The sequence below is a fragment of the Hamadaea tsunoensis DSM 44101 genome, from assembly GCF_000428945.1.
In the GTDB taxonomy this organism is placed as follows: Bacteria; Actinomycetota; Actinomycetes; order Mycobacteriales; family Micromonosporaceae; genus Hamadaea; species Hamadaea tsunoensis.
On the sequence record NZ_AUAX01000020.1, the window covers coordinates 103046 to 115156 of the forward strand.

11 protein-coding genes are annotated in these 12111 nt (G+C 70.5%); 4 read left to right on the forward strand and 7 right to left on the reverse strand.

The genetic code is table 11. The features are described from left to right. Window positions 1-18 precede the first annotated feature (18 nt). Window positions 19-999 (forward strand): endonuclease/exonuclease/phosphatase family protein, encoded by a 981-nt coding sequence (locus G401_RS0126865; protein WP_027344907.1) that lies wholly within the window; start codon window positions 19-21, stop codon window positions 997-999. A gap of 191 nt (window positions 1000-1190) precedes the next feature. Here the strand turns inward: G401_RS0126865 and G401_RS0126870 are convergent, their stop codons facing one another. Further along, complete coding sequence (locus G401_RS0126870; protein WP_027344908.1) at window positions 1191-1781, reverse strand: RraA family protein; 591 nt, start codon at window positions 1779-1781, stop codon at window positions 1191-1193. An 89-nt stretch (window positions 1782-1870) separates the two neighbouring features. Between G401_RS0126870 and G401_RS0126875 the strand changes: the two genes are divergently transcribed. Beyond that, window positions 1871-2425 carry a DUF4291 domain-containing protein gene (locus G401_RS0126875; RefSeq protein ID WP_027344909.1) on the forward strand — a complete coding sequence of 185 codons (555 nt, stop codon included), beginning with the start codon at window positions 1871-1873 and terminating at the stop codon, window positions 2423-2425. A 19-nt stretch (window positions 2426-2444) separates the two neighbouring features. On the opposite strand, the gene G401_RS58435 is transcribed toward G401_RS0126875, so the two are convergent. The 5 genes from G401_RS58435 to G401_RS0126900 all read right to left on the reverse strand — a co-directional run bounded on the left by G401_RS58435 (window position 2445) and on the right by G401_RS0126900 (window position 6291). Beyond that, window positions 2445-2576, reverse strand: coding sequence for a hypothetical protein (locus G401_RS58435; RefSeq protein ID WP_281174212.1), 132 nt, complete (start codon window positions 2574-2576; stop codon window positions 2445-2447). Between the two features lie 86 nt (window positions 2577-2662). Next, a complete protein-coding gene (locus G401_RS0126885) occupies window positions 2663-3250 on the reverse strand; it encodes a hypothetical protein (RefSeq protein ID WP_157546367.1) in 588 nt (195 codons plus the stop codon). 200 nt (window positions 3251-3450) lie between these two features. Beyond that, on the reverse strand, window positions 3451-5181 hold the full coding sequence (locus G401_RS0126890) for a M28 family peptidase (protein WP_027344911.1): 1731 nt from the start codon (window positions 5179-5181) through the stop codon (window positions 3451-3453). Window positions 5182-5294: 113 nt separating this feature from the next. Beyond that, complete coding sequence (locus G401_RS0126895) at window positions 5295-5831, reverse strand: hypothetical protein (protein ID WP_027344912.1); 537 nt, start codon at window positions 5829-5831, stop codon at window positions 5295-5297. A 34-nt stretch (window positions 5832-5865) separates the two neighbouring features. Further along, a complete protein-coding gene (locus G401_RS0126900) occupies window positions 5866-6291 on the reverse strand; it encodes a nuclear transport factor 2 family protein (RefSeq protein ID WP_027344913.1) in 426 nt (141 codons plus the stop codon). Window positions 6292-6553: 262 nt separating this feature from the next. Between G401_RS0126900 and G401_RS48700 the strand changes: the two genes are divergently transcribed. Further along, on the forward strand, window positions 6554-9439 hold the full coding sequence (locus G401_RS48700) for an AfsR/SARP family transcriptional regulator (protein WP_211240850.1): 2886 nt from the start codon (window positions 6554-6556) through the stop codon (window positions 9437-9439). Window positions 9440-10327: 888 nt separating this feature from the next. Here the strand turns inward: G401_RS48700 and G401_RS0126910 are convergent. Continuing rightward, on the reverse strand, window positions 10328-10519 hold the full coding sequence (locus tag G401_RS0126910) for a hypothetical protein (protein WP_027344914.1): 192 nt from the start codon (window positions 10517-10519) through the stop codon (window positions 10328-10330). Between the two features lie 232 nt (window positions 10520-10751). On the opposite strand from G401_RS0126910, the gene G401_RS48705 reads away from it, so the two are divergent. After that, window positions 10752-12053, forward strand: coding sequence for a helix-turn-helix domain-containing protein (locus G401_RS48705; RefSeq protein ID WP_169734255.1), 1302 nt, complete (start codon window positions 10752-10754; stop codon window positions 12051-12053). Window positions 12054-12111: the final 58 nt, after the last annotated feature.

Sequence of the window (12111 nt, forward strand, 5' to 3'; positions counted from 1 at the left end):
AGACGCACCATGCCCTTCATGTCCAGATCCGCGGCGGCCCTCGCGGCAGCCTGCCTCGCCGGGTTCCTCGCCGCGCCGCCCGCCGCAGCCGCCACTTCCAGCGCGACCTACACCGTGTGGCAGTGGAACGTCGCCGGCAACACCATGCACGGTGGCGCCGTCGACCAGATGGTCGACGGCGCGGTCTCCTCGATCGTGAGCCGCGGCGCGACCTTCGCCTCCCTCAACGAGCTGTGCTGGGGCCAGTACCAGGCGATCCAGGACGGCCTCGCGGCCCGGGGCTGGCCGGCCGACACGACGAACTTCTCCCGGTTCGCCGCGAGCCGCTCACCCGCGGCCGGCCTCTGCGGCGGCGGCGAGGAGTTCGGCAACGCCGTCTTCAGCAAGCTGCCGCTCGGCCCGGCGGCCCGGATCACGCTACCGTCCGACGGCAGTGTCGAAAACCGCAACCTGTTGTGCGACAACGTCGTCAGCCTGCCGCACGTACGCTTCTGCACGACCCACATCACGACGAGCAACGCGAACGGCGCCAACGGCCAGCCCAACAACGTCAACCAGCTGAACGCGGTCCTGGCACAGGTGGAGGCGTACCGGTCGGCGGGCGACACGGTGATCATCGCCGGTGACTTCAACGCCCAGCCGCACTACGGTCGCCTCGACAACTGGTACTCGCCGACTCTGTCCACGGTCAACAACGGCGGCAACACGGGCCACTACCGCGAACTCGACGACAATGACCCTGCCAACTGCCCCGGCTACGGCGAATGGACGGCGACCGGCACCCCCGGCGGTACGCCACCGTGCAGCGCCACCCAGCCGGAAGGGAAGATCGACCTCATCTTCGTCCGGGAGGACCGGCTGGCGGGCGCGTACTCCGGGGATTCACTGGCGATCTCGACGGCCTGCACGAAGATCCCGGCCAAGGCGGGAGCGTATCCGGCCGGATCGTGCTCGGACCACCGCATCCTGATCGGCACGGTCCCCGTCCTCACGAGCTGACCCGCGGCCCCCGCCCCGGGCCGCCGCCCCGGGCCCCCGCCCCGAGCCCCCGCCCCGAGCCCCCGCCCCGGGGCCGCCGCCAAGATCTGGTTTGGATCAGGGAAATCACCCGAATCATGGCCCAAGATTCGGGTGATTTCCCTGATCCAAGCGGGATCTTGAGGGCCTGCGGGAGGGTGTCGGGGGGCGGGTCAGGCGGCGAGGAGGGCGGTGATGCGGGCTTCGTGGTCGGCGCGCCACTCCGCCAGCGTCTGCGCCTGCTCGCGGTCGACCCTCACGCGGGCGGCCGCGTACACGTCCGGGCGGCGTTCGGCCGGAACCACCACGATCCCCTCCTCGTCGGCCACGACGATGTCGGCCGGGCTGACCGTGACGCCCCCGCACACCACCGGCACGTTCATGTCGGTGACCGCCTTCTTCGTACCCGGGATGGGGATGACACCGCGGCCGAAGACGGGGAAGCCGCGCTCGCGTACCTCGGCGAGGTCGCGGATCATGCCGTCGACGACGAACCCCGCGATGCCCCGGTCCTGCGCGACCGCGCACACGTTCCCGCCCGCCAGCGCATAGTCGAGATCGCCGGACTCCACCACGATGACCGAGCCGGCCGGCGCGCGGTGGATCGCCGCGTGCAGCATCAGGTTGTCGCCGGGCGGACAGCGTACGGTGAAGGCCGGGCCGGCGATCCGCGGGATCGGCGTCCACAACGGACGGATGCTGGCCGCCATGACCTGGCCGCGGCCGAGGATGTCGGCGAGCGTCGTGGGCGAGAACTCGTTCATCCGGCCAACGTAACAGTACGTACGTACGGTATGCAAGCCGCGCAATATCACTCGCCCAGGACTGCCCGTGCCCGCTACCGTCGACGATCGTGAATACCCCGCTCCGCCAGATCCGCGCCCGGCACGACGACTCGACCCTCACCGTCTACCAGGCGTACGCGCCGGCCATCGCGGACCCCGCGGCCGCGGCGGGACGGTTCGGGGCGGGCTTCCGGCGGGAGCGCATGACGTGGATCAAGCCGTCCTTCCTCTGGATGATGTACCGCAGCGGCTGGGCGACGAAGGCCGGGCAGGAACGCGTACTGGCGATCCGGATCCGGCGGGAAGGCTTCGACTGGGCTCTGGCGAACAGCGCGCTCAGCGGCTACGAACCGGATGTCCACGCTTCCCGCGACGCCTGGCGGGCCGCGCTTCGCGCCCCGGTACGCGTCCAGTGGGATCCCGAGCGCGATCTGCAGCTGCGACCGTTGGCGTACCGGGCGATCCAGGTCGGGCTGTCGGGTGCGGCCGTCCACGCGTACGCGGATGACTGGATCGTGGGGATCGAGGACGTGACGCCGCTCTGCCACGAGATCCACCGGTTGGTCGGGGCGCGGGATCTGGACGGAGCGCGGGCCTTGCTGCCGGTGGAGCAGCCGTACTGACCACCGGGTGGTCGGCGACCTACCGGGTGGTCAGCGACGACAGCGCGCTGCCGGTGCAGCAGAGGGCGAGCAGCAGTCCGGCGATGCCGAGGGCGATCCAGATCCGCCGGCGGGATCGCGCCGCGGGCGGGGAGGGAAGCTGTCCGGGCATGCCGTCACCACCGATCCGGAAACGGCCATTTTAGGGCAGGTGCCCCGGAGACGGGCGCTCGACGCGCCCGTCTCGTGGCCGGCGGGTCAGTATCCGCATTGGACGATGAGGTCGTCCACTTCCAGGGCGTCGAGCTGGTTGAGGTTCTCGCCGATCAGGCCGATCCGCACGAAGACGTCCGCGTGCGGCGGGGTCCACGCGGACGTCGTGATCGCCCGCCACAGCAGGAAGTCGTTGGCCTTGGTGAGGACGAACGGCTTGATCGTGATGTAGGTCCACGAGGCCACGTCGATCACTTCGAGCTGCCCGTGCAGCTGCGTGTTGTTGGTGATCACCCGGCCCTGGAGCTGGGCGGCGCAGTTGAGCGTACGCCCGGCCAGGAATGGCGTGAGGTGTACGGTGCGGCCGATGTCCGACCAGCCGGAGTTGCCCTGGATCCAGCTGGCGTGGCTGGGCGAGTGGGCGTTGGCGTCGGTGAAGCCGATGTTGCAGCCGTTGACGAAGCTGGGGTCTTCGACGGTGTGCCAGCAGGACCAGGTGGCGGCCGGGTTGGCCTCGAAGCCGTCATTGAGTTGCCAGAGGGAGGCGTGGGCGGGCGTGGCCTCGACGGCGACGGCGAGGGCCACGGCGAGGACGGTCGCCGCGAGCCGGAACAGAGAGCGATGCATTCGCATGTGCGGACGCTAGCATGGGAACGCTCCCAAGCCTCCACGCCCCGGGCTCCCGTCAAGGCAAGATCCCGTTTGGATCAGGGAAATCACCCGAATCATGGACCATGATTCGGGTGATTTCCCTGATCCAAACGGGGTCAAGGCCCAGCGGGGTCAAGGCCCAGCGGGGTCACGGCCCAGCCCGGGCAAAGCGGGGAAGGGTGTCAGGCGACCGTCACCGAGGTGTCGTCGATGACGAAGGACGTCGCGAGCGACGCGTCCTCGACCCCGCTCCACTTGATCGTCACGGTCTGGCCGGCGTACGCGGACAGGTTGAACGAGCGCAGCGTGTAACCCGCGGCGTTGAGGTTCGAGTACGTCTGGAGGGTCGTCGTGCCGACGGTGACCGTGAGCTTGTCATAGGCCGTGGTCGTGGTCGTCTCCGCCGTGACGATCTTCAGGTAGAACGCCAGGGTGTAGGACGAGCAGCCCGACGGCAGGGTCACCGACTGCGACAGCGTGTCGGTGTGGCTGCTGCCGTACCCGTCGAGCCAGGCCGACTGGGTCCCGGTCCGGGGTGCGCCGTCGCCCGTGTTCGCGCCGATGACGCCGGAGGTCTGCGTCCAGCCGGTCGTGCCCGACTCGAAGCCGGGGTTGGTGAACTTCTGCCCCGCGCCCGTGCATCCGCCGGTCCCGTTGACGGTGAGGCTGTAGGTCGCGCTGTGCGTGACCGAACCCGTCGCCGTCACGGTGATCGTGTAGGTGCCCGGTGCCGTGCTGCTGGTGGTCGACACGGTCATCGTCGAGGAGCTGCCCGTGGTCACGCTGGCCGGGCTGAAGCTCACCGTCGCCCCGCTCGGCGCGCCGCTCGCGCTGAGCGTCACCGACTGCGCGCTGCCCGCCGTCGTGGCCGTGCTCACCGTCGACGTCGCCGCCGAGCCGGGGTTCACCGCGCCGCTCGCGGGGCTGAGCGCCACCGAGAAGTCGTTCGTCGCCGTGCCTGTGGCCAGAGCCCAGATGGCGTACGCCTGGGCGTTGGCGAACCGGCCCAGCGACGTAGAGTTCACATTGGACGGATAGCTGTCGCACGCCTTGTGGTAGCACGAGTCGTACGCCGCTCCGGCCGTGCCGCCCCACTTGGTCACCTGGGCGCTGGTCTTGGTGTAGCTGGCCCCGGTCGAGTTGATGGACGACGGGATGCCGGCGTTGCGGAAGGAGCCGTCGTCGCTGCAGCACTCGGTCGACGTCTCCGTCGGTACGCTGATCGACGTGAAGTACTCGCGCAGCTTCACCGCGATGGCGTCGGTGCCGGTGACGAAGTAGCCGCCGTTCGTCGAGGCGATCATGTCGAACGTCCCGTACGCCTTGATGGCCGTCTTCTGGGCCGAGGTCAGCGAGTTGACGTAGAACTTCGAGCCGATCAGGCCCTGCTCCTCGCCGGCCCACCAGCCGAAGCGTACGTGGTTGGTCATGGTCGGGTGGGCGGCGGCCAGTTGCAGCGCGACCTCCAGCAGTGCGGCCGACCCGGAGCCGTCGTCGTTGATGCCCGGCCCGGCCGACACGCTGTCGAGGTGGCCGCCGAACATGTAGGTGTTGTTCGTGTCGCCGCCCGGCCAGTCGGCGATGATGTTCTTCGCCGAGCCGTTGCAGGTGGTGCAGGTCTGCGCGGTCACCGTGAACCCGGCGTCGGTCAGCTTCTGCTGCACGTACGCGACCGAGTTGGTGTGCCCGGCGGTGCCGGTCGCCCGGTTGCCGCCCGCGTTGGTGGCGATGGTCTGCAACTGCTGCAGGTGGGCCTTGACGTTGTTGACGTCGATGGTGGGCGCGGCCGCGAGGGTCACCGGGGCGGCGGCCGGCGCGGCGGTCGCCGGTGGTGCGCTCAGCGAGATCTGTGTGATCAGGGCGGCGGCGAAAACAGCGAGGGCAGATCGTGCCGTCACCGTTCTGGATGTCATGGGGGCTCCTCTGGTCGGGACCGTCTGGGGACGGTTCGTAGTAGACAAGCAGAGCCCGCATCCGTACGCAAGAGATGCACATCAATAAATACCAGTGGGCGAGCGGCAGTGGCTCACGGTGCTGAAGAGGCGGCGCGCCGTAACCAGAACAGCAGGGCGGCGATGCCGACGACGGCCATGGCGACAAGGATGATGAAGACGACGGGCAGTACGCCGGAGTCGGAGCCGCCACCGGGGTCCACAGTGGTCGCCTTGCCTGCGCCGAGATACCAGACAGGCACCGCGTCGCCGATGCTGACCGGGCTCGTGGCATGGGCGTCGGCGACCGCCTCGGTGGTCTTTCCGTCGGCCGATCGGAACACCCCGCTGAAGGCGTACCCGCTGCCGGTCGCGGTGACCGCCACCGTTCCGTAGAGGGGTGCCGGGGCGGTCGAGAAATCGATCCAGTACCGGCCCGCGACGACCAGGGCCAGGATTCCTAAGATCACCGCCGCCCCGCGCCGGGTGACCAGCCGCTGCAGCAGTTCGCCGAGGGGGCCGCGACGAATGTGGCGACGGCGCCAGGTGTGGCGGTACAGGTTGTGGAATTCCTCGTCGCCCAGGCGCTCGCGGAGTCTTTCGTCCTCGGGCGGGTCCAAGCCGTCGTTCATGGCGGCAGGGTAGCGGACATCCGCCAGTCTCATTCTATTGAGGACTCGGTGACGCGGCATTCGCCGAGACGAAGAAGTATCTCGATTGCTCGACGAAAAGGCCCGATTCGCCGACCGTGAAGATGTCGGCGAATTCCACGTCCTGATAGCCGAACGCGGCCACTGCCCGGGTCAGTCTTCCGGTCACGGCGACGCGATTGCCGGAGGCGAAGACGCTCTGCGTCAGGTAGCGGGCGCGGGTGCCGGGGGCGTCGGCGGTGCGGGCCACTTCGAGGGCGGCCCGGCCCCGGATCGGCTCGGCCTCGGGACTGCGGACCACGGCGTCCGGCTCGAAAAGCGAGACATACGAGTCGATGTCCCCATTGTTGAGATAGGCGTAGCTCAGCCGGGCGTGGTCGATCCCGATCGCGGCCACGGCGGCGCTGCCGGTACGCGCGGCGGAAAGCTTGTCATGCTCCACGGGATTCTCCGATCGGACCTCGCCGGAGGGGGCGAGTCGTTCAAAGTCATTTGTCCGACTCAGCTTGCGACCAGCCGTTTCGCGCGCGCTAACCTCCTGCTATCGTCGCGGTAAAACATTCACAGAATGCGATGTGCATTTCGGGCATTCTCGTGATTGTCGGCGTTATTTGGTCGCACGGCGCACGCAGGTCGCACAGCGCTCTCATGGGGAACGTCGGCGGTGAGCAAGACCGTTGTGGTCCCGAGTCGAAGGAGACGATGTGGCCGACGCACGTGAGGGGGCCGGCCGCCGCGCGGGGCCGGTGTTCCGGGTGCTCGGCGCCCTCGACATCACCGCGGACGCCGACCTGGCGCCACTGCCGCCGGGCCGCCATCAGATCGTGCTGTCGGCCCTGCTGATCGAGGCCAACCGGGTCGTACGCATCGACCAGCTGATCGACGCCATCTGGTACGACGATCCGCCGGCGACCGCGCGTACGCAGGTGCAGATCTGTGTCTCCGGGCTTCGGCAGCATCTCGCCCCGCTCGGGGACGACGTCGCCATCGTCACCCGCGCGCCCGGGTACCTGCTGCGCGTACCGCGGGAACTCGTCGACGCGCATCTGTTCACCGATCTGGTGGGCGAGGCCGACGGGCTGGCGCGTACCGGGCACCGGTCGGCGGCCGCGGACCGGATCGGCGGCGCCCTGGACCTGTGGCGGGGGGCCGCGCTGACCGGAACGTCGAGCCGCGTCCTGCAGGCGCGGGCGGCCCAGCTCGACGAGAAGCGGCTCAACGCCGTCGAGGCGCTCGCCGACCTGGAACTCCAGCTCGACCGCCACCACCATGTCATCGACAGCCACGGCGCCCTCGTCGACGAACATCCGCTGCGCGAGCGGCTGCGCGGCCAGCTGATGCTCGCCCTCTACCGGGCCGGCCGGCAGGCCGACGCGCTGCGCGTCTACCGCGACGGCCGCGAGCTGCTCGTCGAACAGCTCGGCCTGGAGCCCGGCGAGGAACTGCGCAAGCTCGAACGCGCCATCCTGGCCGGCGACCCCGCGCTGCGGCCGGAGGCGCCCGCACCCGTCGCCGCACCGCGGCCCGCACCGTCCCCCGTGGACGAACCGCCGGCCGAGATCCCCGACCTCCGGCCGCCGGACCTGCCCGACTTCACCGCCCGCGAGGACCTCGCCGCCGCGGTGGCCGAGGCGCTCGCCCGGCCCGGCGCGGTCACGATCCTCACCGGCAAGCCCGGCGTCGGAAAGACCTCCCTCGCCGTGTACGCCGCCCACCATGCGGGCCCGCGTTCCTTTCCCGACGGCCACCTGTACGCCGACCTCGGCGGGACGCGTACCGAGGCCGTCACCGCGATCGACGTGCTCGACGGGTTCCTGCGCGCGCTCGGCGTACCCGGGGAGGCGATACCGGACGGGCTGGAGGCGCGCGTCCACGCGTACAGGCGGCTGGTGAAGGGACGCGACCTGCTGGTGGTGCTCGACGACGCCGCCGACGACGCGCAGGTCGCGGCCCTGCTGCCGCACGCGGCGGCGGGCGCGGCGCTGGTGACCACGCGGACCCGGCTCACCGCGCAGCCGCGGGCGACGGTGATCGAGGTCGAGGTGATGACCGCGGACCAGTCGCTGCGGCTGCTGAGCGCGGTGATCGGTGACGAGCGGGTGGCCGCGGAACCGGCGGCGGCCGACGCGCTGATCCGGCTGGTGGGCGGCCTGCCGCTGGCGTTGCGGGTGGTCGCGGCCCGGCTCGCCGCGCGCCCGCACTGGTCGCTCGCGTGGATGCGCGAGCGGCTCGCCGACGAGCGGCGCCGGCTGGACGAGCTGGCGCACGGGTCGCTGATGGTACGCGCGAGCCTGGCCCTGTCCTACGACGGACTCGAACCGGGCGCGCGGCGGCTGCTGCGACTGCTGTCCGGGGTGGACGCCGTGACCTTCCCGATCTGGGTCGGCGCCGCCCTGCTGGAACTCGACCTGTTCGGCGCGGCCGACCTGCTGGAGGTGCTGGTCGACGTCCAGCTGCTGGAGATCGCCGCGCCGGACCTGAACGGCAGCCCGCGCTACAAGTTCCACGAGATCATCCGGCTGTTCGCCCGTGAGCAGCTCGAACTGAACGAGAGCGCGCAGAGCCGGGCCGAGGAGTTCGCCCGGGTCGGCGACGGCTGGCTCGCGCTGGCCCGGGAGGCGCACCGGCGCATCTACGGCGGCGACTACACCACGGTCATCGGCCGCATCCCGGCCCTGTGCCCGCCGCCGACCTACACCGCCCAGGTGCTCACCGATCCGCTGCGCTGGCTGGAAGCCGAACGCGCCAACCTGTGCGCGGTCGTGGCCCAGGCCGCCCGCACCGGTGCCCACGAGCTGGCCTGGTCGCTGGCGCTGGCGCTGGTGGCGCTCTTCGAGACCCGCTGCTACTACGAGGACTGGGAGCGTACGCACGCCCTGGCGCTCGAAGCCGTCCGGGCCGCGGGCGACCGCCGGGGCGACGCCGCGCTGCTGTGCTCGATCGGCTCGCTGCACCTGTCCCGATCCCGGTTCGACGAAGCCGAAGCCGCGATCACGCCCGCGCTGGCCGGCTTCCTCGAACTCGGCGACGTAGCCGGCATCGCGCTCGCCCGGCGCAACCTCGGCCTCCTGCACCAGTTGCGGCGCGAGGACGAGGCGGCGCTCGGCCAGTACCGGCAGGCACTGGCGGGATTCGAGCAGACCGGCGACCCGATCGGCCAGGCCCACATCCTCAGCCAGCAGGCGCAGATCGCGCTGCGCGGCGACGCGTACGAGGAGGCGGCCGGGCTGCTGCACCGCGCGCTCGGGCTGAGCCAGGGTGTCGGCAACCGGCGCGTCGAGGTGCAGGTCCGCTACCGGCTCAGCGGCCTGATGCTGTCCCAGGGCCGCCACGCGGACGCCGAAGACCTGCTCAACGGCCTGCTCGAACTCGTACGCGCCACCGGCGACGTGGTCGGCCAGGGCCGGATCCTGCACCGGCTCGGTGTGCTCAGCGCGGAACTCGGCCGGATTCCCGAAGCGCGCCGGCTGCTCCGCGAGGCGCTCGCCCTGCAACAGCAGGTCTACGACCGGCGCGGCGTCGGGGAGATCCGGGCGGCGCTGGCGAAGCTCGCGGTCGACCTTGGCGAGCCCGATCCCGCACTGCTCTGAACCGTCTCGCGTCCCTCACCCTGTGTCTCACGGCTGCCTCACCCCCGTCTTACCCCTGGCCTTTGTCGCGACTGTCCGATTTGTTGGCTAGGTGAGGGCTGGCGGCGTGATCGTTTACGGCTGAGGTGCGAAAAGGGCCCCCGATGCATGATCGTTTGCGGTTCTGGAGCGCGCTGACCGCCTCTGGCTACACCAGGCGCGTAAACGATCATGCGGATCGGGCCGGATTTACACCCCAGCCGTAAATGATCAAGGATTCAGTGATCCACGTCCGCGTGATGGAAGATCGTTCCCGCGTCATGGGCTCGGGCTGATGGCGAGACGGCTTGGGCATGATCGACAGCGGCTGAGATGTGAAAACCCGCCCCTGACCCAAGATCCCGAGTTCGGGTGAGGAGTCCACGGTCGCCGACGGTGGTCGCTGATGATCGCGTCGAACTCCTTGATCATGTAGCCCTATGTCGGCGAGAAAGCGCTCTCCTGTCGAGATGGCGTTACATGATCACGGCATGGCCGCCCCCATTGCCGGAATGGGGTTACATGATCATGGCGTTGGGCAGGCTCCCGTAGCAGATGCGGTGTCGCCGCCGAGGTTCACCCGGACTTTGTCCCGACTGTCCGACATATACGCGATGCACACCAGTGGCCGATGCCCATATCGGACAGTCGCGACAAAAGCCAAGGGAAGGGGTGAATCAGCGATCGGACGACGGTGATGGATGCGTCGCCCCACTCAGCTGGCAGTGGAGGCCCCCCAGGGCCGGAACGGTCTCCCGCGCGAGGAGCGGAGGTGAGATCGACGAACCCGGGAAATAAAGATCTTGAATTTGATGTGGGCGGGAATGGCGAAAGGGCGGCCGATGGCCGCCCTCGCGAAGGTGTAGTGCGTCAGTGGCTGCTGGGGGACGGGCTCGCGACCAGGCCGTCGCCCCACGGGGTGTCGGCGAGCACGACGCCCGAGGGACCGGCCGGGCGGCCCGGCGTCGTGGCGGCGATCCCGGCGAACGCGACGGCCGCGAGGCCGGCCGAGACGGCGAGCGTGCCGAGCAGGGTGATGACGCGGAAACCGTTGCGGCGCATGGGATTGCTCCTTCGTCTCGGCCCGACCCGGTGGCCCGTTTCGGTGCTGATCCCAAGCTATGAAGGCGCCCCTTCGGCTCCTTATCGCGCGGACAAGGCCCGGCGATAGCGATCCGGCCGCCGGACCAGGCGTGGCGATAACGCCGCGATAGCGCTGTCCCGAGGCTGGAAGTCAGGCGCGGTCGCGCCGGAGGCACGGGGACAGGCTTCTTGGGGGAACACGATGACCACGATGTCGATACCACTGCAGTTCGGTGGCGTACTGCGGCATTGGAGAAAGCGCCGCGGCGTCACCCAGCAACAGCTCGCCGACCTGTCGACGGTGAGCGTGCGGGCGATCCGCGACCTGGAGATGGGCCGGGTCGCGCAGCCGCGGCAGGACACCGTCCGGCTCATCTGCGACGGGCTGGGACTGACCGGCCGGGCGCGGGCCGAGTTCCACGCGGCGGCCACCCGGCCGGACGACGCGCCGGACTGGTGGCACGAGCCGCCGGACCTGCCGCCCGCGTACGACCGGTTGATCGGGCGGACGGCGGAACTCGCGGACCTCGGCGAGGCGCTCGCGGGCGGGCAGCGGCTGACCGCTCTCGTCGGGGTGGCCGGCGTCGGCAAGACCCGGCTCGCGCTGGAGGTGGCGGCCGACTGCTACGACCGCTACCGGCTGCCCGTGCTCTGGTCGGCGTACGCGGGGCCGCCGGCGAATCCGACGGTGACCCTGATCCGCGCGGCACTCGGTGCCGGGGTCGCTCCGGTGGCCGCAGTCAGCGCGGCCGATCAGCTCGGCGCCGTCATCGGCGACCGGGACGCGGTCATCGTCTGCGACGGCTACGACGCGTCGACACTGGACGTCGCGGCGCTGACCGGGCTGCTGCGCGCCTGCCGGGGCCTGCGGATCGTGGTGACCTCGCGTACGCCGATCCCGGCCGGCGGCGTGTTCGCCCTGCCGCTCGCGCCGCTGCCGGTGCCGCCGGACGGCCTGGACCCGGCGGCGCTCCGCGAGATCGACTCGGTACGCCTGCTGCTGCACCACGCCCGCCGCAGCGGGGCCGAGCCGTGCCTTTCCGCCGGCAACGCAGACACGGTCGCGGCGCTGTGCCGGCGGCTCGACGGGTTGCCCGCCGCGCTCGCCGGGGCGGCATCCTGGCTGCTGTTCTACGATCCGGCCGCGTTGCTGGACCGGGTCGAGGCCGATCCCTTCGCGGTCATCGGCGAGCCCGCGACCGGCAGCGAACTGCGCGGCGCGCTGCGTACGTCGGTACGCGACCTGCCGCCGCAGGAGCAGGCGCTGCTGGCCGCCCTGACCGATCTCGGCGGCACGTTCTCGATCAGCCGCGCCGCGACCGTCGCCGGCCTGCCCGCGCAGTGGTGTGCGCGGCTGGCCCGCAACCTGTCCGTCCGCGGGCTGCTGCGCCCGCAGCCGCATCCGCCGGGCACGGAACCCCGGTTCGCCGTCCCGTTCCTGGTCCGGCACGCGGCCCAAACTGCCGGTGATCTGCCTGGTCAACCACCGATGATCGCGGCGGCCCGGTCCTAGCGTCTGCCCAACACACCTTTCACCCCTCCCACGCACGACAAATGCGAAGGGTCACACC